Source organism: Acinetobacter pittii (assembly GCF_022449185.1).
In the GTDB taxonomy this organism is placed as follows: domain Bacteria; phylum Pseudomonadota; class Gammaproteobacteria; order Pseudomonadales; family Moraxellaceae; genus Acinetobacter; species Acinetobacter pittii_I.
In genome coordinates this window covers 164409-185195 of the sequence record NZ_JAKUKO010000006.1, presented here as the reverse complement: position 1 = coordinate 185195, position 20787 = coordinate 164409, and the positions used below count along the sequence as shown (strand labels likewise).

The following is a 20787-nucleotide window of genomic DNA, read 5'->3' as shown; positions in this document are numbered from 1 at the left end:
CCTTTTTCATCAGTATGGAAAGAAATAATAAGGTAAGAACCAATTGTTATTTCTTACTCAATTTATAGGTGAAGTTATAGAACTGGTGCAATCTGCCAATAGAATTTGGCAATTTTTATAGAGAAATAGGCAGAATCTAGAATTATAAAATTCAGTTTAGGCGAACCTGTCGTTCACCTAAACTTTAATGATTATAGCGTTACACATTCATTTCTAAAACGATCTTTCCAATATGATCACCTTGCTCCATACATGCATGAGCACTTTGTACATCTGAAAAAGCATACGTTTTATAGATTTGAGGTAAACACTTACCTTCTGCCAGTAATGGCCACACATGCTCATGCAAAGATTGGGCAATTTGTGCTTTTTCTTCACTAGTACGCGCTCGCATCGTTGAACCCGTAATCGTGGCACGCTTTAAAATCAATTTTTGTAAATCAAATTCTTTTGCGATTCGACCACCCATAAAACCAATAATGACAAGTCGACCATCACGTTTTAATAGATTTAAATTTTTCTGGAAATAAGAACCTCCTACAATATCCAAAATAACATCAACACCTTGATCTTGAGTATGTTTCAAAACTTCTTGCTCAAAATCTTGGGTTTTATAGTTAATTGCTGTAGTTAAATTTGAGAGTGCTTCAACTTTATCTTCACTACCAACCGTAGCAAAAGTTTTAATCCCTAAAGCTTGGCAAATCGCTAAAACTGTGGTTCCAATACCACTTGCCCCGCCATGAATCAGTGCAGTTTCATCTTTCTTTAAACGGCCAATATCAAATAGGTTTGCCCAAACCGTAAAAAATGTTTCCGGAATTGCAGCAGCTTGCGTAAAAGATAAATTTTCAGGTATTGGCAATACTTGAGTTGCAGTTACCGCACAGTACTCAGCATAACCACCGCCATTTGTTAGAGCACAAACTTTATCTCCAACCTTGAATTGATCTACTTGTTCCCCTACAGCAACCACGACACCAGCGACTTCAAGTCCCGGTATTTGAGTAACACCTTTAGGCATTGGGTATAAACCCATACGCTGCAATACGTCTGGACGGTTAATTCCAGCAGCTTTTACCTCAATTAACACTTCATCTGCTTGAGGAACTGGAACATCTGAATCTTGAAGTTTTAAGACCTCAGGTCCACCTGGAGCCGTAATTTCAATAATTTTCATGGTTGTTGGAAGGGTCATTTATATGCTCCATGTTTGATTTATATTTTAAAAACACTGATCTAAGTTAAATAATCGAAGACTTAGGTGGAATTCCAAACAGTCGTTTAAATTCTCGACTAAATTGTGAGGCACTGACATAACCGACTTCATAGGCTGCTTCTGCTACCCCCATTTTGTTATTCATGATCAACTCACGTGCTTTATGTAACCGAGTAATTTTGATGTACTGTAAGGGAGAATAATTCGTCACCTTTTTAAAAGTCTGATGAAAAAGCGATATGCTCATGCCCGCTTGTTTCGCCAAATCTTGAACCGTTAAATTATGATAATAATCACGCTGAATAATTTCACAAATGGTGTAAATCACACCATTGCGGCTTACCATAGCCGATAAACTCTCGACTAAATTGCCGCCTGAAGCCTGCACCACACGATAAACCAATTCTCTTTTAACTTGCTCACCCAATATAAAAGTATCTTGTTTAGAACGAAGTAAATTGAGTAATCGTAGAGCAACCTCCGAAATAGCCACATTCATGTCAATCACTCTAAGCCCACAGCTTAATTTTAAATCTTCTGAATGAGCATCTTCAGTAACCACTTGTTGCTGTTTATCCATTTTAGTAATGAGATCAGCCATCATTTGTGGTTCAAATTTTATGGCTATCGCCAGCATTGGTTCATTATTTTCAACAACAGTATCGCAATCAAAAGGTATAGCAATAGAGATGAATAAGCACTGCCCTTGTTTAAATGGGAAGATTTCTTTACCAATGTACCCTCGCTTTAATCCCTGTATCACTAAAACAATTGAAGGCTCTTGCAGCACAGCAATAGGTGCTGTGGAATGATCTACACGCATTAAAGTGATATTAGAAATAAAAGTAGGATAGAGGCCTTCTGCTGGAGCCAAGTGCAAAAAAGCATCGACCAACTGTTCTGTAAGATGATTTTGCGACATAGTTTTATTGTGAGAGGTAATCTAATAACCAATATAACAATGAACCTAAAATGAAAACATCTGTCTTACGTTTACTTTGTATAAATAGGCAATTCAAATCAATTTTTAGGCATAAAAAAACCTAGAGCATTCTAGGTTTTTTCACTTTATCAGGCTATTTAAGCCGATAAATTAAAGAACATTGCTGCAATCAAAATAATTACGCCAAGTACAATTCGGTACCAAGCAAATACACGTAACGTGTGACGTTCTACAAACAGTACCAATGCTTTTACAACAAACAGCGCGGCAATAAAAGCAGCAACGAAACCTACCCCAATATTAATCATATTGTCTGAGGTGAGTACGTCAGCATTTTTAATCAAGTCAAAAGTCGCAGCCCCCAACATGGTCGGCATAGCAAGGAAGAAAGAAAATTCTGTAGCAGCTTTACGTGATAAACCTGCAAACATTCCGCCTACAATTGTTGCGCCTGAACGTGAAGTTCCCGGAATCATCGCCACACACTGAGCAAGGCCCACTAAAAGCGCTTGCTTAAAAGTAATTTTAGTTGCATCGAGTGTCTTATGTTCAAATTGTCTAGATTCCACCCAGAAAATGATAAGGGCACCAACAATTAAGGCAATCGCAACTACAATTGGGCTAAATAGAACACTTTTAATAAAGTCGACAGCTAAAACACCAATAATGACTGCTGGAAAGAATGCAATAAGCACACTAATCGCAAAATGACGTGATTCCACATCACCGCTAAAAAATCCCTTAATCAAGTTAATAATTTTTTGTCGGTATAACCAGCACACTGCCAAAATAGCACCTAACTGGATTACGACCTCAAATACACGACCGCCGTCTGAGTGGAAATCGATAATATGACCAAATAAAATCAGATGGCCTGTACTCGAGATGGGTAAAAATTCAGTTAAGCCTTCGACAAAGCCTAAAAACAGTGCTTTTATAACTTCAAAATTTTCCATAACTTGCTCAAAGAAAGTTAATCATTAGAACGACCTAAAATTTGTTTTATCGAAATTGGTAAGTCCCAAATTAGACTTAACACATGTTCAATATCAGATCATTTCTAACGTTTGTGGTTATTGCCCCTAGTTAAAGGCAGTTTATTTAAAGTGCGATAATGTATCACATCATGATGACAAACTTGGGTTAACTATCGTAAAAAGATAAAACTTGGTTAAGAACTGCCAAAGTTTTTCTTGTTATAGATAAAGCTTTTTACCTTTACTTACTATACAAAATGATCTTAAAAAGTCCTTAAAAAAACATGATATTATTCTGATCAAATGCAGCTCATATCAAAAATTCTATCTGAATGAAAAATACCAAAATTAATGCACGCCATCTCATTATCGATTTATTTCTTTCCTCGGCCTACCCTCAACTCACCATTAAACAAATATTGATTGCCGCTAAACTTTTTAATATGAGTGACAATGGTATTCGTGTGGCTACGACTCGGCTATTAAATGAAGGCATGATAGAAAGTGTAGAACGCGGCATTTATCAACTTTCACCATCAACCAAAGAATGGGCAAAAGTCATTTTGAATCGTAAAAATGGCATTAAGCAGACTAAAGAATGGCAACATCAATATCTGACAGTCTTCACTGGAACTTTAGGTCGTATTGATCGGACCGCTTTAAAAAAAAGAGAACGCGCTTTAAGTCAATTTGGTTTTAGAGAACTCGAAACTGGCATTTATATACGTCCAGATAATTTAGCGTATAGCTTTGAAAAAACGTGTGAAGAGCTCGTATTAGCGGGGCTTGAAAATGAAGCTAAAATTTCTATTATTCAAAGATTTGACTCAAAAACAGTTTCGTTAATTCCTTCTTTGTGGGATACCCAACAACTTGAAAAAAACTATGAGATGTATAGTCAAGATATTCAAGAATGGCTTTTGAATTATAAAAATTTATCCTTAAATGAGGCCGCTACCCAAGCTTTGTTATTAGGACGTGAAACGATTACCTTACTCATGAATGATCCTCTACTGCCCTCTCCATTTGTTAACGAGTATGCCCGCAATCAGTTTGCTCAAAATGTACAACAGCTCGATTCGATTGGACAAAAGCTATGGCAGAAACTTTATGAAAATGAATTAGCCCACTAACGGGCGATTTATTTTTTTACAAACAAATATTTCAAATTTTAAAATTTTATGATTATATTTGTAATATAAAATATGGATACCAAAATCTGATTTGGGAGAATAAAAATGAATGCACAAGTGAGTGTGACCGATCTATTTAGCAGAGAAGAAATACAAGAACTCACACAACCCTCAGATATATACGGTGCTTGGGCTGTTGCAAGTACGTGGGCTGTTATTGGCGGAACATTTGCAAGCTTAATCATGATGTGGGATTACTTACCTAGCTGGGGAAAATTACTTGCTTGTATGCTAGCTTTAGCTATATTGGCAGGTCGCCAGTTATGCCTAGCAATTTTGATGCATGATGCATCGCATAAAAGCTTGTTCAAAAATAAAAAAATAAATGACTTTGTAGGTGAATGGCTATGTGCCCGTCCAATCTGGAATGATCTACAAAAATATCGCGTACATCATGTTCGTCATCATGCAAAAACCTCTACTCCAGATGATCCAGATCTTTCTTTAGTTTCTGGTTTTCCTGTAAGCAAAAAATCGCTTACTCGTAAATTTTTACGCGACTTAACGGGTATGACGGGATTAAAGTTTAGCTTTGGTCGAGTGTTAATGGACCTTGATCTAATGAAATGGACCGTTGCAAATGATCAAGTCTGGTTAGATCGAAGCAATAAAGATTTCGTTGACTATACCAAAAGTCTTATAAAAAACAGTAGCGGCGCCATTGCTACCAATGTTGCTCTTTATTGTGTTTTAAAAGCTTTTGGTCAACAACGGTTTTATTGGTTATGGCCTTTAGCGTATTTGACACCGTTTCCATTATTTTTAAGAATTCGCTCAATGGCCGAACATGCAGGTATGCAAACGAGTAATACAGCTTTAACCAATACACGAACAACACGTGCTGGTTGGATTGCTAGAAGTTTTGTGGCGCCTATTCATGTCAATTTCCACATGGAACACCATTTAATGGCTTCAGTGCCCTACTTCAAACTACCGCGTATGCATCGTCTATTGAGAGAGCGCGGCCATGTTCCAGCACCACCTAGCTATTTTGAAGTGATTGATTCACTCTCATCTAAGCCAGAATAATCTACTTAATTGACTCAAATAATAAATGAAAGGCCATAAATTTAAATTTGTGGCCCTTTAATTTGAATCCGCCATTTTATGCTGGGTTTGGAAATATTTAGGCGTCATTCCCATCCAGCGCTTAAACGCACGAGTGAAGTGAGAAGTCTCGGCATAACCTAGCATTAAAGCAACTTTCTCGATCGACATGTTATTTTGAGCTAAAAGTTTCTGGGCATGCTCCTTTTTCAGTGTGTCTACCAAGAGCGTAAAACTAGTATCATCAAGAGCTAAATAGCGTTGCAAAGTTCGCTCTGACATATTCATGATATGAGCCACTTGCCCAACTTTTAACGCCTCAATATTCCCATTCATAAGCAATTTTTCGGTAACTTGTTTGACTCGCCCTTTCCAACCACTTTTTAAGTTTAATTTCTCTATATCCCGCTTACATTGCGCATTTAACAACGGCGCTAGCATTGGGTCTGCCGTTAATACTGGTTGTGCTAAATACTCTTTTGGAAATATCCAACGATTACGCTTTTGGTTAAATAAACAAGTCACAGCCAGTTGATGACTGATTTGGTCAAAACCTATCGGCTCTGGCATTTGTAATTCAACTTTTCCCAAATGAGAAAGCCCTGTTAATTTTTTCGCAATTTGAACAAAACCGATTAACAAAAAAATGTTGGCATTTGGGCTCAGCTGAAATGCATTGACAGGCTGATGAATAGACCAATATGCATCATTATTTTCTTGTTTTAATTCTGGTTTAAAAACCTTACAACGTGAACCAATGAATTGTTCAAGTATTTTCAGCGCTTCTCCTAAATTTGGAGAAACTATGGCAGCCATTCCTACTGAACCATAACATGAAGCCGTCATGCTTAAAACTAGATATCCTGCCAGTGCTGGCTCTTTGCATAACTCAATCGCCCGCTCAATAAGCTGATTTAAGATATTGAACTCAACATACCAGTAAGGCTTTTCTAATTGGTCTAAAGTTATTCCACTTCCATCTAAAAGCTGCTCACCAGAGACACCCCACTGCTTAATAGTCTCGACGATTAAATTAATATAAGTTCCGGGTAATTCTGGGTTCATGAGCAAGCCGATGAGCAAAATAGAATGGCGCGAAATGGTAAAAACTGTCAGTTCATGAACTATGCCATGCTTTTAAATTGATGCATAGTTATTCAAAGCAAAATCCGCTGAATTGCACTAGACAGCACAATTTCTGAAAAGAATACAGGTCCCACCTTATGAACATTCTGATTGTCCATGCTCATCCAGAACCACAGTCTTTTACCACTGCTCTAAAAAGTACAGCTAAGCAAACCTTAGAAAAATTGGGGCACAGCGTAGAAATTTCAGATTTATATGCGATGCAATTTAACCCTATTGCATCCAAAGAGGATTTTTTAGAGCTTAATCAGCCTGATTATTTTAACTATGCACTAGAACAAAGAAATGCCAGCAAAAATCAACTTCTAGCTCCAGATATTCAAGCAGAAATTGAAAAAGTTAAAAAAGCAGATCTCGTCATTTTAAATTTCCCACTTTATTGGACATCTGTGCCAGCAATTTTAAAAGGTTGGATTGATCGCGTATTTGTCTCAGGGCTTTTTTATGGAGGCAAACGGTTTTACAACCACGGCGGCATGGTAGGTAAAAAAGCGATGTTGTGTTTAACACTCGGTGGTAGAACACACATGTTTGGAGAAAACTCTATTCATGGTCCAATTGAAAATTATTTATCCCCAATTCAACGTGGTACTTTGGCATATGCTGGTTTTGAAGTTCTGCCTCCATTCATTGCTTACCATGTACCTTATATTAGCCAAGAAGCACGAGAAATCCTTCTTGAAGACTATGTAATCTACCTTACTCATCTGGACCAGCTTGAGTCATTAACATTTCCGAAGCTTGAGCAATTTGATGAAAAACTATATCCACTCTAATGCTATGTTTTAGCTCTTAAAATTAAACAACCGAATTTAGATCATTATTTTCGGTTTTTTTATTACACATAACTTTCAAATATAGAATCCAAATTCGCTCAAAAAATAGATCAAATGGTAAAAAAATTAAGGTCAACTTTTTCATAAAATGAATAATATAAAATTGAATCAATAATATACAGATGTAGAGAAACTAGACTTATCAACTAAAAATGAAAACCAATACTCATTTCATAATCACTTAATTCATATTTTTACAAAAAAATCTTTGACCATTTTTCTTGGATTTGTGACAAAAATGTCATAAAAACAAAGACTATTACTAATAGATAAAAAATATAAATATCAATTAATTAAATTAATTTAACAATACAAATATTCCTTCATATTTCATCCATTATTGGCATTATTTGTATAAAAAGTGAGTACTCCTCAGTTCATATAACAGATTTACTCTTATTGTAATTATGCTATTTTTGTTACATGGAGTTATCAAAGCTTCTATTAGTTGTAATTAGGAGCTTTGAAGGCAACACAGTTTAAACGGTTTAACTCTGTTACTTTTAAAAAAATGTCTTGAAGTTCAAGGAAAGATTAAAATGAAATTAAAACATCTGAGCACTGCAATGATTTTAGCAACGCTGCCTGCAACTGGGGTTTTTGCAGCAGCATTGGATCGCTCTGGACAATCCATCTCTGCATTTTTGCAGCCTGGTAATTACTTTGAAGCTGGAATTTCTGTTTTAGACCCAGATGTAGCTGGTAAAGAAGCAGGCACAACTGCAACGCGTCGGAACATTGGCGATATGGGAGATGATTACTACTTCCCAAGTGCTGCATTAAAACTACAACTTACTGATAAATTTTCTTTTGGTTTACTTTACGATCAACCATTTGGAGCTGATGCACAATATTCTGGAAATAATGCTTTCGTAGCAAGCCCTTCAGATCCAATTCTTGGTAGTTTACCAATTACAACAGGTGCTTTAGGTGGAACTCAAGGTGGAACTTCTGTTGAAGTTGATAGTCAAAATATTTCGATGATTTTTGGCTTCCAACCTACTGAAAACTTTAATTTCTACGGTGGTGGTGTATATCAAACAATTAAAGGAAATGTTCATTTAAGAGGTTCTGCATATAGTTTATATAATGGCTATGATGCTAGTATTCCTGAAGATGGGGCTGCTGGTTGGTTAGCAGGGGCGGCTTTCCAAATTCCAGAAATCGCACTTAAAGCGTCTATCACATATCGTTCAGAAATTGACCACAAAATTGATGCAGATGAAACAATTGCACTTGCAGACTCAATTACAGCCAATGCAGGAGTACTTGGTTCAACTATTGGGCAATTAGTTGCAGCTGGCCAGTTAACCCCAGCGCAAGCTGGAGCGATCCAACAAACAATTGGTAAAGCTATTGCGGCCAATCAATTAGAAGGCAAAACTACAATTACTACCCCTCAATCTGTGAATCTTGATTTCCAGACAGGGATTATGGCAAATACAGTCGCATTCGCGAATGTACGCTGGGTGAATTGGAAAGATTTCGCGATTCGTCCGTATAAATTTGGCAAAGTATCAGAAGCTGTAGGTGGACTTATTGGGCGTCCGAACGGCTTTAACTTAGTTGAATATTCTGATGACCAATGGTCTGTGAACGCTGGTGTGGGCCGTAAACTTACCGACAAGTGGGCTGGTAATGTCTCTGTAGGTTGGGACTCTGGTGCAGGTAACCCTGTAACTACTTTAGGTCCAACTGAAGGTTACTGGAACGTAGGTTTAGGTGTTCAATACAGCCCTACCCCACAAACGTTTATTGCTGGCGGCGTAAAATATTTCTGGTTGGGTGATGCTAAAGCTCAAACTGGCGCACAAGCAGGTACGGATCAATACGTTGCAGAATTCTCTGACAACAACGCTATCGCTTATGGTTTAAAACTTGGTTATAAATTCTAAGTTTCAAAACTCATTCATATAAAAAAGGCGCTTTAAGCGCCTTTTTTATTCTTAAGCTGGGATTGTACGCTGTGAAACTGAACGAATTGCTTCTTTTAATGCATCGTAACCGTGGATAGCTGGAAATTGTGGAAACTCAGCAATCACATTTTCTGGTGCATCAAACAAGAAACCGTGGTCAGCTTCACCAAGCATGGTTGTATCGTTATACGAGTCACCAGCAGCAATTACACGGAAATTTAAACCATGTAATGCTTTAACCGACTCACGTTTTTGATCTGGTTGACGTAGTTTATAAGCGGTAATCATACCTTCTTCATCTGTCTCTAACTTATGACAGAAAATTGTTGGCCACCCTAATTGCTTCATTAAAGGATGTGCAAATTCATAGAAGGTATCTGACAAAATTACGAGTTGGAAATGCGTACTCACCCATTCAACAAACTCTTTTGCACCTGGTAATGGCCCCATCTCAGCAATGACTTCTTGAATGTCGTTTAAGCCTAAACCGTGTTGTTTTAAGATATTAAGACGCTGAGTCATTAAAACATCATAATCCGGAATATCACGAGTTGTTGCTTCGAGTTCTTTAATCCCTGTTTTTTTAGCGAAATTGATCCAGATTTCAGGAACTAAAACCCCTTCAAGATCTAGGCATACGATTTCCATGAATGCTTCCAACGTTGGTTAAAAATTGCTGTATCATACCATTAAGATTTTCAGTTTTGCGTTGTTATTGATCAAATCAATTTTATTCATAAGGATCGAAATTAAAGTGCTAAGCACTTTATCAACTATCCTTTAGAATATTTTTCATAACTCAATGCGCCCAAGCCTTTTGCCAGGAACACACATGACCGTTATTCCGACTATTGATATCGTAGATGCTCTTGCTGCTGAATATGCAACCAAAAGCCCTCGAGAAATTTTAGAACTTGCCTTAAGCCAACAAGGTGAAATTGCAATTTCATTTTCGGGAGCAGAAGATGTTGTGTTAATTGATATTGCTTCACGCTTAGGTAAACCTTTCCGTGTATTTAGTCTCGACACGGGTCGCCTGCATGCCGAAACTTATCAATTTATTGAAACTGTCCGTAAACACTACAATATCAATATCGAAATTTGTTTCCCTGAATCTGAAGCTGTTCAAAACATGGTAAACGAAAAAGGTTTATTCAGCTTTTTTACAGATGGGCATCAAGAATGTTGCGGTATTCGAAAAGTTCAGCCTTTACGTAAAAAACTTGCGACTTTAGATGGCTGGATTACGGGCCAACGTAAGGATCAAAGCCCTGGTACGCGTACAGAAATTCCGGTAGTACAAGCTGATGCTGGCTTTTCTGGCCCAGGTAAGCAACTCATTAAATATAATCCTCTAGCGAACTGGACAAGTGCTGAGGTATGGAGCTACATCCGTATGATGGAAATTCCATATAATCCTCTTCATGAGCGTGGTTTTGTTTCTATTGGCTGTGAACCATGTACGCGACCTGTATTACCAAATCAACATGAGCGTGAAGGACGCTGGTGGTGGGAAGAAGCCACTCAAAAAGAGTGTGGCTTACACGCTGGTAATATGAAAAAGTAATTGGATATCAAAAAACCACTGGCAAATCAGTGGTTTTTTTTATGTCATGTTCCGTACACAAAGTCATATTTTCTCTACTCTAAACGCTATATACTTAATTTCACGGTTCTATAATTCTAATAAGAGTTCATATAAGAGCTTCTTAGAAAAATGCATGAGGCACAATGATTTATGCGTCCATTACACCCAATTGATTTCATTTTTCTGTCACTTGAAAAAAGACAGCAACCCATGCATGTCGGTGGGTTATTTTTATTTGAAATTCCTGAAAATGCACCTGAAACCTTTGTGCACGATTTAGTAGAAGATATTAAACGCTCAAAGAGCATTCCTATCCCGCCCTTCAATAACCGTTTAAATGGTCTATTTTGGGATGAGGATGAAGAATTCGATATCGATCATCACTTTCGCCACATTGCTTTGCCTCACCCGGGCCGTATTCGTGAACTTCTAGTATATATTTCACAGCAGCATAGCTCACTAATTGATCGTGCAAAGCCACTTTGGACTTGTGACATTATTGAAGGAATCGAAGGCAATCGTTTTGCCATGTATTTTAAAATCCATCATGCCATGGTAGATGGTGTTGCGGGTATGCGTTTGATCGAGAAATCTCTATCAAAAACACCAGAAGAGAAACATGTTGTTCCTTTATGGTGTGTTGAGAGCAAAAGAGCTAAGCGTCTAAAAGTACCAACTCCAAGTACTAGTAAAATTAAGAGTATTTTAGGCGGTATTAAGTCTCAACTCGACATAGCTCCAAAAGTCATGCACGAGCTATCTCAAACAATATTCAAGGAAATGGGTAAAAATCCTGATTATGTTTCTACCTTTCAGGCACCAGTTTCTATTTTGAACCAAAGAGTCAGTGCTTCACGTCGTTTTGCGGCCCAATCATTTGAATTAAGCCGCCTTAGAAAAATTTCAAAAGCATTAGGCGTGACAATTAATGATGTAGTGCTGGCTGTATGTTCAGGCGCTTTACGTGAATATTTGATTAGTCAAAATAGCTTACCTAAAAAGCCACTCATTGCCATGGTTCCAGCTTCACTACGTACAGATGATTCTGACATGAGTAACCGAATTACCATGATTCTGGCAAATTTAGGGACGCATAAAGATCAACCGTTAGAACGTCTAGAAATCATTCGCCGTAGCATGCAAAATTCAAAGCAACGCTTTAGCCGCATGACTGCGAATGAAATTTTAAACTATAGTGCAGTTGTTTATGGTCCGGCAGGATTAAACATCATGTCAGGAATGCTTCCTAAGCGTCAGGCGTTCAATTTAGTGATTTCCAATGTACCAGGACCACGTGAGCCGCTTTATTGGAATGGCGCGAAATTAGATGCACTCTACCCTGCTTCGATTGTCATGGATGGACAAGCTCTAAACATTACCATGACTAGTTATTTAGATAAGCTTGAAGTTGGATTAACAGCTTGTCGAAATGCTTTGCCGAAAATGCAAAACCTTTTGACTCATTTAGAAGATGAGATTCAACGTTTTGAAGAAATTATTGCAGAGAAACAACTGAAACATCATTCAGCAAGTTAGAAAATTAAGGGGCTTTGAATTGGCCCCTTATTTTTTGATTGTGCGGCACTGGTTAAGCAACTGATGACATACTGAACGAATCATTGCAGTTGTGATTGGTACTTCTTTACCTTGGTCATTCAACATATAGCAGCTATTTACTGGCGTGCTTTCTAAAACATGTTTAAGACCGTTGCTAATTAAGTTTTCACTTACATTCATGGGTTATACCTCTTATTGTTTGCTAAGACGTTTAATAGGGAGAACGTCTAGGGCTACTGTATGTAAGTAGTATTTAAAATTCATGAATGAAAGTAAAATTTCAGTTGTAACAAGGATTAAGCGATATCTTGTTACAACTTTAGCTTAAAATGATATCGTATTGCTCTTGCGTATATAAATTTTCGACCTGAAATTTAATAACACGGTTAATAAAATGCTCTAAATCGGCTACTGCTGGTGCTTCTGCTGTTAATAATCGGTCAATCACAGAAGGATGGGCAACAACAGTAAAGCCACTCGTTGACTCAAATGCGCGGGTATAACGTAATATCTCACGAAATATTTCGTAACACACTGTCTCCGCTGTTTTGACAAAACCACGCCCTTGGCATGTTGGACATGATTCACATAACAAGTGTTCTAATGATTCACGAGTTCGTTTACGCGTCATTTCGACCAGACCAAGTTCTGACACTTGAGTAATTTTGGTCTTCGCGTGATCTCGCTCAAGCATTTTCTCGAACTGACGCATCACCTCTTCACGGTGAGTTGCTTCTTGCATGTCAATAAAATCAATAATGAGAATACCACCCAAATTACGCAGTCTAAGTTGACGCGCGATAACTTGAGTCGCCTCCATATTGGTTTTAAAAACAGTGTCTTCAAGACTACGACCACCTACATATGAACCTGTATTAACGTCAATCGTTGTCATGGCTTCAGTCTGGTCGATCATCAGATAACCGCCCGACTTCAAAGCTACCCGAGTTTGTAAGGCTTTTTGAATATCTTCTTCAACATTATAAAGATCAAATAGTGGTCTCTCCCCCGGATAATGGATGAGACGACTCTTCATATTCGGGACAAACTCATCTACAAACTCAAGCAGTTTTGCATGAATCTCTCGCGAATCTACATAAATCTTTGCGGTTTCTTCGCTTGCTAAGTCGCGAATAATACGTTGAGGTAATGGAAGTTCTTCAAAAATTAAAGAAGGAACAGCAACATCCGTCTGCTTGCGCTGGATGTACTCCCACAATTTGCTCAGATAACACATGTCCTGTGCAATTTCTGCCTCGTCCACACCTTCTGCAGCCGTACGGACAATCACACTACCGGGTAAATTATGCTCAGATTGAATACCTTCAATAATATTACGCAGACGATCTCGCTCTTCTTCAGACTCTATACGCTGCGAAACACCAATATGGTTGCCATATGGCATTAAAACCAAATAGCGAGAAGGGATTGAAAGATCTGTACTTAGACGTGCACCTTTTGTGCCCAACATATCTTTCATTACTTGGACAGTAAGGGTTTGCCCAGGATGTAATAGCTCAAAGACATTTGGGGTAGGCTGCGAACGAGGCCAAACCATATCATTGATATGTAAAAAGGCTGTTCGAGACAAACCAATATCAACAAAGGCAGCTTGCATGCCCGGAAGCACTCGTACAACTTTACCCTTGTAGATATTGCCGACTAGACCGCGTTTAACTGTACGCTCGACATACAGTTCATTAACAGTTCCATTTTCGATTAATGCCACCCGACACTCCATAGGCGTGACATTAATAAGTAGTTCTTCTGACATACATAAACTCAAAGCATTATAAAATTTTTATTAAAGAGTCAGAGAAGCTGTTAACTTTAACGTTGTCTAATGTTCATCGACAATGCTATTCAATGAAGAATGATAACAACCCCTTATGTCTTTACTCTTTTGAATAACTGTGCAAATTCGTATAAAGGAAGTCCTACCACATTACTATAACTTCCTTGAATTTGGGGAATATATTGCGAGGCAATTCCTTGAATTGCATATCCACCCGCTTTTCCAACAGGCTCACCCGTGGTCCAATAATCTTCCATATCTTGTGTAGTCAGGCGCTGAAACTCAACTTGTGTTTGCACTACCTGACTTAACATCTGTTGTTGAGTCGCAACGCACAGTCCAGAAAACACATCATGCCAACGTCCAGATAATTGTTTCCAGATTTCAAAGGCATGATTTTTCGATTCAGGCTTACCAATAATTTGGCCATCAAGTCCCAGACTTGTATCGGCAGCAATAACAATTGCTTCTGGAAAAAGCTTCAATACAGTTTGAGCTTTTTCTCTAGCCAACCGTTCAACATAATGATGAACCAGCTCATTTTCATGAACAGATTCATCAATGTCAGGACTATAGATTTCAAAATCTAAGCCTAGCTGTTGTAACAGCTCTTTCCGACGAGGAGAGCTAGATGCTAAAACTATATGCGCCATTTTGCCAAACAATAATAGACGACTGGCCACGTGATGATACTTGTCATCAAAGGTTGCCAATGTCTAGCAATCGAAAAATGAATTCCACCCATCGTCTGTGTTACCCACATAAATGCTAAATGGGCAATAATGACCAGCGTTGCTATCGTCCATAAATTAACAAAAGTTAAAATACGGCGTTCCCGAATTAAAAAACGGGTAAGAAAAGTCACAATTACAAAACTTAAGGCATTGAGCCCTAAAGGCGCATCAAGCAGTAAGTCTGTAAAAATCCCCATCCCAAATGCAAACCAGACCCCACACCATGTTGGCTGACATACTACCCAAAATAGCATGATCATTAACATGAACAGTGGCCGCCATCCTGAAATATCATAAGATAGCGGATAAACCATGAGTACAGAACCCACAATAACGGAGAGAATAATTCCCCATAATGGGTCTTTACGCTTTTCTCGTTTAAGTTTAGCGATCGGCATACGGCTGCTCCTTCGCTAATGATTCAGAGAAAAGTACAACTACATGATGGCCTGTTGCTAATTGTGCTGATGGTGTTACATCAATTTCAGCAAACTCACCTGAATTATGGCGTTTTATTTTGGCCACTGTACCCACTGCGTAACCTGCTGGGAAATGTTCACCCAAGCCTGAGCTAAACACTTTATCACCCACCTGAATATTCGCACTGGTCGGGACATATTCCATTTTTAAACGGCCCAAATCACCTGTACCAGAAACAATCGCCCGCATTCCAGTACGCTCAAGACGTACCGACAGTGAATGTTCTTTATCTGATAACAACATCACACGTGAGCTATGAGGGTATACATTAATAATCTGCCCCATAATCCCCTTATCATCCAGAACCGTTTGACCGACCTTTAGATGGTCCGTAGAGCCTCGGTTAATAATGATGATATGGCGTAATGGGTCTGCATCTGTCCCAATCACTTCGGCAATTTCCATACGACCATCAATAATTAATGGGGTATCAAGAAGACCTCGTAAACGGGTATTTTCAGCTGACAGTTCAGAAAGCTTCTGTAAGCGGACTTGAGCTTGTAAAAGCTCAGCCTGCATCGCGGTATTTTCACGACGCAGTTGTGTTTCAGATTTTGTTTGTTGATTCAGCCATTCTCTCGACAGTACCGGATAACTAGCCAATGCATAAATTGGGTTATATGCAGCGTACAAGACATCCCTTGCTGGCTGAATTACATAAGGCATGCGCCAATCAAAGAACAGCACAACCAAACATGTAATGACCGCAATAATGAACGAGCGGAAAGATGGCGGCTGTCTTGAAAAAATATTCGGTTGCACCGCCTAATCCTTAAACTTAACCGACGAAAAGCATGTCATGGTTCGGGTTGTCGAAGAATTCTAATACTTTACCACCACCACGGGTTACGCAAGTAAGAGGATCTTCAGCCACAACAACTGGTAAACCAGTTTCTTGAGCCAATAACTTGTCAAGGTTACGAAGTAGCGCACCACCACCTGTCAACACAATACCGCGCTCAGCAATATCAGAAGAAAGTTCAGGAGGAGTTTGCTCAAGAGCAGATTTTACAGCGCTTACAATGCTTTGTAACGGATCAGAAATGGCTTGAGTAATTTCGTCAGAAGTTACGGTAATTGCACGAGGCACACCTTCTGCAAGGTTACGGCCACGTACTTCGATTTCTAATGTTGTACCATCAGAAACAGCCATACCTACTTCTTTTTTAATAATTTCAGCAGTGGTTTCACCAATCACACAACCGTGAGCTTTACGAACATAATTGATGATTTGCTCATCAAAAACATCGCCGCCGATGCGTAAAGAGTCAGCATAGACACAACCTTGCAATGAAATAATTGCAATTTCTGTCGTACCGCCACCAACATCCACAACCATAGAACCACATGCTTGTTCAACTGGCATACCTGCGCCAATTGCTGCCGCCATAGGCTCTTCAATCAAACGAACATCACGGGCACCAGCATTAAATACTGCTTCGCGAATCGCACGACGCTCGACCAAAGTTGATTTACATGGTACACATACAACTACACGAGGTGCAGGTGGGAACAAACGTTTTTCGTGAACTTTACCAATAAACTGATTCAACATGGTTTCAGTCACTTCAAAATCCGCAATTACACCGTCTTTCATTGGACGAATTGCAGAAATATTCGCAGGCGTACGGCCCAGCATTTGCTTAGCATCTAGACCTACAGCAGCAACAATTTTTTGTGAACCACTGTGACGAATTGCCACAACTGTTGGTTCATTTAATATAATGCCGCGGCCTGGTGCATAAATAAGTGTATTTGCTGTACCTAAATCAATGGCTAGATCCGGCGAAAACAAGCCAATTAGTCGTTTTAGAATCACGGTTCGTTCTCAGTTAAACTTTCATGTGGATGCAAGGTGGCAACTTTAAACTAAATGTGATGATTTGAACAAGTCAATCGCTTATTATAACGCACGATATTTTGAAAATTTTTAATACTGATTAGGTGATGTTATGTCTACATCGGATGCACAGCATTCAGCAGATTTAAATGCACAAACAGTTTCAGCAATCGCCAATCTTGCTCGATTGTCGCTCAATGATACGCAATCTGCTGAATATGCTCAAAGTCTAAATAAAATTTTAGGCATGATGGAAACCTTAAAAGGCATTGATACGGAAGGCGTAGAACCTTTGAAAAGTCCTTTTGACAATCCTCAACCTTTACGTGCTGATGTGGTAACTGAAAGCAATCATCGAGATGAATACCAAGCAGTTGCACCTGCAACTCAAGATGGTTTGTATCTTGTTCCTCGCGTGATTGAATAACTTTTACTCAATTAACCCATCTTCCCTATTTTGAATGTAAAGAAATTTTACTCATGACTGATTTACATCGCTTATCAATTCGTGAACTTGCTGAGGGCTTAAGCCAAGCGAAGTTTTCATCTCGCGAACTGACTGAACACTATTTAAAACGTATTGCTAAAATTGACCCACTGGTAAAAAGCTATGTGACAGTTACGCCTGAACAAGCTCTTGCTGAAGCCGACGCTGCCGATGCTGCATTAAAAGCAGGTAATGCAACAGCTTTAACGGGTATTCCTCTTGCGCATAAAGATATCTTTTGTACCAAAGGCATTAAAACAACTGCCGGTTCAAAAATACTAGACAACTTCATCTCTCCATACGATGCAACTGTTGTTGAAAAAACTAAAGCAGCTGGTCTGGTCACTTTAGGTAAAGTGAACATGGACGAGTTTGCAATGGGTTCAACTTCAGAAAGCTCGTATGTTGGTGCAACAAGTAACCCATGGGCACTCGACCACGTTCCTGGTGGCTCATCAGGTGGTTCTGCTGCGGCTGTAGCGGCTGATTTAGCACCTTTCGCTACAGGTACTGATACTGGTGGCTCAATCCGTCAACCTGCGTCATTCTGTGGCTTAACGGGCTTAAAACCAACCTATGGTCGTGTATCTCGTTTCGGGATCATTGCTTATGCATCATCTTTAGACCAAGCAGGTCCGATGGCTCGTTCTGCCGAAGACTGTGCTTACCTCATGAATGTAATTGCAGGTCACGATGCAAAAGATTCGACTTCGGTTAAAAAAGAAGTTGATGACTACGTTGCAAATTTAAATGGCACACCTGTAAAAGGTTTACGCATTGGTATTCCTAAACAGTACTTTAACGTTGCAGGTTTAGATGCTGACGTAAAAGCACGTGTTGAAGAGTCATTGAAAAAGCTTGAAGAGATGGGCGCAACGCTTGTTGAGATCGACCTCAACATGACTGAAGCCTATGTACCAACGTATTACCTCATTGCGCCAGCAGAAGCATCTTCTAACTTGTCACGTTATGATGGTGTTCGTTACGGCTACCGCTGTGAAAACCCAGCTGATTTGATGGATCTTTATAAGCGCTCTCGTTCAGAAGGTTTTGGTCCAGAAGTTCAACGTCGTATTCTCATTGGTACTTACGCGCTTTCTGCGGGTTATTACGATGCTTACTATGTGAAAGCACAAAAAGTACGTCGTTTAATTCAACAAGACTTCTTAAAAGCATTTGAAAATGTCGACGTGATTGCAGCCCCTGCTGCTCCAACAACTGCATATAAAATTGGTGCGAACTTAAGTCCAACTGAAATGTATTTAGGCGATATCTATACACTTGCAGTGAACTTGGCAGGCTTACCAGCGATTAATGCTCCTGTTGGTTTTGATAAAGACAGCTTACCTGTAGGTTTACAGTTAATTGGTAACTACTGGTCAGAATCACAATTATTGTCGATTGTCCATCAATACCAACAAAACACCGATTTCCATACTCAACGTGCGGCAATTGCTGAGGAGAATGCATAATGGCTGAAGCTCAAAAGTTGAAATTGATTGACGGTTGGGAAGTCGTTATTGGTATCGAGATTCACACTCAGCTTGCAACCAATTCTAAAATTTTCTCAGGTTCATCGACTGAATTTGGTCAAGACGCAAATACACAAGCGAGCCTTGTAGACTTGGCAATGCCGGGTGTACTCCCTGTTTTGAATGAAAAAGTAGTTGATCTTGCTATCCGCTTTGGTTTGGGTATCGATGCATACATCGACCAAGCATCTGTGTTTGCGCGTAAAAACTACTTCTATCCTGACTCTCCAAAAGGCTATCAAATTAGCCAGATGGACAATCCAATTGTGGGCTTGGGTCATATCGACATTCAACTTGAAGATGGTACGACTAAACGTATTGGCGTAACTCGTGCTCACCTTGAAGAAGATGCAGGTAAATCTGTACATGACCAATTTGAAGGCATGTCTGGCATTGACTTAAACCGTGCTGGTACTCCTTTGCTTGAAATCGTTTCTGAACCAGACATGCGTTCTGTTGAAGAAGCGGTTGCTTATATCAAAGCAATTCACACATTAGTACGCTGGTTAGGTATTTCTGACGGTAACATGGCAGAAGGCTCATTCCGTGCGGACTGTAACGTGTCTTTACGCCGTCCGGGCCAACCTTTTGGTACGCGCTGTGAGCTTAAAAACCTCAACTCATTCCGTTTCATTGAGCAAGCGATCAATGTTGAAATTGAACGCCAAATGGAAATTTTGGAATACGGCGGAAGTATCGACCAAGAAACTCGTTTGTTCGATCCAAACAAAATGGAAACGCGCTCAATGCGTTCTAAAGAAGAAGCGAATGACTACCGCTATTTCCCTGATCCAGACTTGTTACCAGTGATTATTCCAGATGAGCAAATTGAGGCCATCAAAGCAACTATGCCTGAGTTGCCAGCTGCACGCCGTGCGCGCTTTATCGCAGACTTTGGTGTAACTGAGTACGATGCACATGTACTTACGCTCTCACGCGAAATGGCGGACTTCTATGAAGCTGTTGTGGCTGCTGCTGGCGGTGCGAAGCAAGGTAAAGTATCTGCAAACTGGGTAATGGGTGAATTCTCAGGTGCCTTAAACAAGGCGGGCCTAGACTTAGCAGACTCTCCTGTTTCTGCTGAACAACTTGGCGGCATGATTGCTCGTATTGTTGACAACACCATTAGCGGTAAGATTGCTAAACAAGTCTTTGGCTTTATGTGGGAATCGGAAGGTAAATCTGCCGATGACATTATTGCAGAAAAAGGCTTAAAGCAAGAAACCGACACAGGTGCAATTGAAGCAATCATTAAAGAAGTACTTGCAGCCAATGAAAAAATGGTTGAAGAATACAAGTCTGGTAAAGAAAAAGCCTTTAACGGTCTTGTTGGTCAAGTTATGAAAGCTTCGAAGGGTAAAGCCAACCCTGCTCAAGTAAATGAATTAATGAAAAAATTGATTGGTTAAACTAATCTATTTTTTAGAAAAACCCGCTTTAGAGCGGGTTTTTTATCTATTTTAAAATGCAATGAATCCACAATAATTTTTAAGCTAA

20 protein-coding genes are annotated in these 20787 nt (G+C 39.3%); 9 read left to right on the top strand and 11 right to left on the bottom strand.

Translation table 11 applies throughout. The annotated features are described in order from the left end of the window. Positions 1-199 precede the first annotated feature (199 nt). From MKX14_RS14305 to MKX14_RS14295, 3 genes are all read right to left on the bottom strand, one after another. Positions 200-1198: an NAD(P)H-quinone oxidoreductase gene (locus tag MKX14_RS14305; protein ID WP_240282771.1), complete on the bottom strand. Its 999-nt coding sequence runs from the start codon at positions 1196-1198 to the stop codon at positions 200-202. 46 nt (positions 1199-1244) lie between these two features. Then, positions 1245-2141 carry an AraC family transcriptional regulator gene (gene yqhC / locus MKX14_RS14300; protein WP_240282770.1) on the bottom strand — a complete coding sequence of 299 codons (897 nt, stop codon included), beginning with the start codon at positions 2139-2141 and terminating at the stop codon, positions 1245-1247. A gap of 158 nt (positions 2142-2299) precedes the next feature. Next, positions 2300-3118, bottom strand: a complete 819-nt coding sequence (locus tag MKX14_RS14295) for an undecaprenyl-diphosphate phosphatase (RefSeq protein WP_016143164.1) — start codon at positions 3116-3118, stop codon at positions 2300-2302. 353 nt (positions 3119-3471) lie between these two features. On the opposite strand from MKX14_RS14295, the gene MKX14_RS14290 reads away from it, so the two are divergent. Beyond that, positions 3472-4272: a PaaX family transcriptional regulator C-terminal domain-containing protein gene (locus MKX14_RS14290; protein ID WP_240282769.1), complete on the top strand. Its 801-nt coding sequence runs from the start codon at positions 3472-3474 to the stop codon at positions 4270-4272. 105 nt (positions 4273-4377) lie between these two features. Beyond that, entirely contained in the window at positions 4378-5361 is a 984-nt protein-coding gene (locus MKX14_RS14285) for a fatty acid desaturase family protein (RefSeq protein ID WP_240282768.1), read from the top strand. A 57-nt stretch (positions 5362-5418) separates the two neighbouring features. On the opposite strand, the gene MKX14_RS14280 is transcribed toward MKX14_RS14285, so the two are convergent. Continuing rightward, positions 5419-6444, bottom strand: a complete 1026-nt coding sequence (locus MKX14_RS14280; RefSeq protein ID WP_240282767.1) for an AraC family transcriptional regulator — start codon at positions 6442-6444, stop codon at positions 5419-5421. 158 nt (positions 6445-6602) lie between these two features. Between MKX14_RS14280 and MKX14_RS14275 the strand changes: the two genes are divergently transcribed. Next, the gene (locus tag MKX14_RS14275) at positions 6603-7301 is read left to right on the top strand and encodes an NAD(P)H-dependent oxidoreductase (RefSeq protein ID WP_240282766.1); all 699 of its coding nucleotides are present in this window, start codon (positions 6603-6605) and stop codon (positions 7299-7301) included. Between the two features lie 599 nt (positions 7302-7900). Continuing rightward, positions 7901-9256 carry an outer membrane protein transport protein gene (locus MKX14_RS14270; protein WP_240282765.1) on the top strand — a complete coding sequence of 452 codons (1356 nt, stop codon included), beginning with the start codon at positions 7901-7903 and terminating at the stop codon, positions 9254-9256. A 51-nt stretch (positions 9257-9307) separates the two neighbouring features. Here MKX14_RS14270 and thrH read toward each other — a convergent pair whose 3' ends face one another. Next, positions 9308-9925 (bottom strand): bifunctional phosphoserine phosphatase/homoserine phosphotransferase ThrH, encoded by a 618-nt coding sequence (gene thrH / locus MKX14_RS14265; protein WP_009389629.1) that lies wholly within the window; start codon positions 9923-9925, stop codon positions 9308-9310. Positions 9926-10109: 184 nt separating this feature from the next. Here thrH and cysH point away from each other — a divergent pair, with 184 nt between their 5' ends. Together cysH and MKX14_RS14255 are read left to right on the top strand one after the other, a co-directional pair. Then, positions 10110-10844, top strand: a complete 735-nt coding sequence (gene cysH / locus MKX14_RS14260; RefSeq protein ID WP_005064416.1) for a phosphoadenylyl-sulfate reductase — start codon at positions 10110-10112, stop codon at positions 10842-10844. 171 nt (positions 10845-11015) lie between these two features. Beyond that, on the top strand, positions 11016-12401 hold the full coding sequence (locus tag MKX14_RS14255) for a WS/DGAT/MGAT family O-acyltransferase (RefSeq protein WP_240282764.1): 1386 nt from the start codon (positions 11016-11018) through the stop codon (positions 12399-12401). Positions 12402-12428: 27 nt separating this feature from the next. On the opposite strand, the gene MKX14_RS14250 is transcribed toward MKX14_RS14255, so the two are convergent. The 6 genes from MKX14_RS14250 to MKX14_RS14225 all read right to left on the bottom strand — a co-directional run bounded on the left by MKX14_RS14250 (position 12429) and on the right by MKX14_RS14225 (position 17250). Then, positions 12429-12602 (bottom strand): PA1571 family protein, encoded by a 174-nt coding sequence (locus MKX14_RS14250; protein WP_002116397.1) that lies wholly within the window; start codon positions 12600-12602, stop codon positions 12429-12431. A 139-nt stretch (positions 12603-12741) separates the two neighbouring features. Continuing rightward, on the bottom strand, positions 12742-14196 hold the full coding sequence (gene rng, locus MKX14_RS14245) for a ribonuclease G (RefSeq protein ID WP_005064412.1): 1455 nt from the start codon (positions 14194-14196) through the stop codon (positions 12742-12744). A 113-nt stretch (positions 14197-14309) separates the two neighbouring features. Beyond that, positions 14310-14870 carry a Maf-like protein gene (locus MKX14_RS14240; protein WP_025465969.1) on the bottom strand — a complete coding sequence of 187 codons (561 nt, stop codon included), beginning with the start codon at positions 14868-14870 and terminating at the stop codon, positions 14310-14312. Further along, entirely contained in the window at positions 14858-15349 is a 492-nt protein-coding gene (gene mreD / locus MKX14_RS14235) for a rod shape-determining protein MreD (RefSeq protein WP_002116279.1), read from the bottom strand. The genes MKX14_RS14240 and mreD overlap by 13 nt, the downstream gene beginning before the upstream one ends. Continuing rightward, on the bottom strand, positions 15336-16193 hold the full coding sequence (mreC, locus tag MKX14_RS14230; RefSeq protein WP_108009117.1) for a rod shape-determining protein MreC: 858 nt from the start codon (positions 16191-16193) through the stop codon (positions 15336-15338). The genes mreD and mreC overlap by 14 nt, the downstream gene beginning before the upstream one ends. A gap of 16 nt (positions 16194-16209) precedes the next feature. Continuing rightward, positions 16210-17250: a rod shape-determining protein gene (locus MKX14_RS14225; RefSeq protein ID WP_000601379.1), complete on the bottom strand. Its 1041-nt coding sequence runs from the start codon at positions 17248-17250 to the stop codon at positions 16210-16212. Between the two features lie 133 nt (positions 17251-17383). Here MKX14_RS14225 and gatC point away from each other — a divergent pair, with 133 nt between their 5' ends. Genes gatC through gatB form a run of 3 tightly spaced genes read left to right on the top strand, consistent with a single transcriptional unit; the run spans position 17384 to position 20699 of the window. Continuing rightward, positions 17384-17698 carry an Asp-tRNA(Asn)/Glu-tRNA(Gln) amidotransferase subunit GatC gene (gene gatC / locus MKX14_RS14220; protein ID WP_000107699.1) on the top strand — a complete coding sequence of 105 codons (315 nt, stop codon included), beginning with the start codon at positions 17384-17386 and terminating at the stop codon, positions 17696-17698. Between the two features lie 53 nt (positions 17699-17751). Further along, the gene (gatA, locus tag MKX14_RS14215; protein WP_014207536.1) at positions 17752-19230 is read left to right on the top strand and encodes an Asp-tRNA(Asn)/Glu-tRNA(Gln) amidotransferase subunit GatA; all 1479 of its coding nucleotides are present in this window, start codon (positions 17752-17754) and stop codon (positions 19228-19230) included. After that, positions 19230-20699, top strand: coding sequence for an Asp-tRNA(Asn)/Glu-tRNA(Gln) amidotransferase subunit GatB (gene gatB / locus MKX14_RS14210; RefSeq protein ID WP_240282763.1), 1470 nt, complete (start codon positions 19230-19232; stop codon positions 20697-20699). Before gatA ends, gatB begins: the two co-directional genes overlap by 1 nt. The last annotated feature ends 88 nt before the right edge of the window (positions 20700-20787 follow it).

Bases quoted from the DNA above. Each gene is read 5' to 3' on its own strand.
- MKX14_RS14285 (WP_240282768.1), top strand. From the start codon at position 4,378: ATGAATGCACAAGTGAGTGTGACCGATCTATTTAGCAGAGAAGAAATA.
- yqhC (WP_240282770.1), bottom strand. From the start codon at position 2,141: ATGTCGCAAAATCATCTTACAGAACAGTTGGTCGATGCTTTTTTGCAC.
- gatB (WP_240282763.1), top strand. From the start codon at position 19,230: ATGGCTGAAGCTCAAAAGTTGAAATTGATTGACGGTTGGGAAGTCGTT.
- MKX14_RS14280 (WP_240282767.1), bottom strand. From the start codon at position 6,444: ATGAACCCAGAATTACCCGGAACTTATATTAATTTAATCGTCGAGACT.
- MKX14_RS14275 (WP_240282766.1), top strand. From the start codon at position 6,603: ATGAACATTCTGATTGTCCATGCTCATCCAGAACCACAGTCTTTTACC.
- MKX14_RS14290 (WP_240282769.1), top strand. From the start codon at position 3,472: ATGAAAAATACCAAAATTAATGCACGCCATCTCATTATCGATTTATTT.
- MKX14_RS14270 (WP_240282765.1), top strand. From the start codon at position 7,901: ATGAAATTAAAACATCTGAGCACTGCAATGATTTTAGCAACGCTGCCT.
- rng (WP_005064412.1), bottom strand. From the start codon at position 14,196: ATGTCAGAAGAACTACTTATTAATGTCACGCCTATGGAGTGTCGGGTG.
- mreD (WP_002116279.1), bottom strand. From the start codon at position 15,349: ATGCCGATCGCTAAACTTAAACGAGAAAAGCGTAAAGACCCATTATGG.
- thrH (WP_009389629.1), bottom strand. From the start codon at position 9,925: ATGGAAATCGTATGCCTAGATCTTGAAGGGGTTTTAGTTCCTGAAATC.
- MKX14_RS14250 (WP_002116397.1), bottom strand. From the start codon at position 12,602: ATGAATGTAAGTGAAAACTTAATTAGCAACGGTCTTAAACATGTTTTA.
- gatA (WP_014207536.1), top strand. From the start codon at position 17,752: ATGACTGATTTACATCGCTTATCAATTCGTGAACTTGCTGAGGGCTTA.
- MKX14_RS14295 (WP_016143164.1), bottom strand. From the start codon at position 3,118: ATGGAAAATTTTGAAGTTATAAAAGCACTGTTTTTAGGCTTTGTCGAA.
- MKX14_RS14305 (WP_240282771.1), bottom strand. From the start codon at position 1,198: ATGACCCTTCCAACAACCATGAAAATTATTGAAATTACGGCTCCAGGT.
- gatC (WP_000107699.1), top strand. From the start codon at position 17,384: ATGTCTACATCGGATGCACAGCATTCAGCAGATTTAAATGCACAAACA.
- cysH (WP_005064416.1), top strand. From the start codon at position 10,110: ATGACCGTTATTCCGACTATTGATATCGTAGATGCTCTTGCTGCTGAA.
- MKX14_RS14240 (WP_025465969.1), bottom strand. From the start codon at position 14,870: ATGGCGCATATAGTTTTAGCATCTAGCTCTCCTCGTCGGAAAGAGCTG.
- MKX14_RS14255 (WP_240282764.1), top strand. From the start codon at position 11,016: ATGCGTCCATTACACCCAATTGATTTCATTTTTCTGTCACTTGAAAAA.